Raw genomic sequence first — 201 nt, 5'->3', positions numbered from 1 at the left:
CGACCGTGACCATCGCCGACATCACCACCACCGCCGACAACACCCCGACCTTCAGCGGCACTTCGTCCAATACTTCGGGCAACCTGACCCTGACCGTCAACGGTTCCGACTACACCGTTACCCCGAATGCCGATGGCACCTGGTCCTTCACCCTGCCAACCAACGCTGCGCTGGCAGACGGTGACTACACCGCCACCATCA

Annotated in this window: 1 protein-coding gene; it reads left to right on the top strand. The window is 62.2% G+C overall.

Annotated elements, in window-relative coordinates; genetic code table 11:
- The coding region (locus IB229_RS21780; RefSeq protein WP_225579324.1) for an Ig-like domain-containing protein at positions 1 to 201 on the top strand (201 nt) is incomplete at both ends.

The sequence above is a fragment of the Pseudomonas sp. PDM14 genome (assembly GCF_014851905.1).
Classification (GTDB): domain Bacteria; phylum Pseudomonadota; class Gammaproteobacteria; order Pseudomonadales; family Pseudomonadaceae; genus Aquipseudomonas.
Note: the sequence above shows the minus strand (reverse complement) of the source record. Positions and strands in the feature narration are given on the sequence as shown.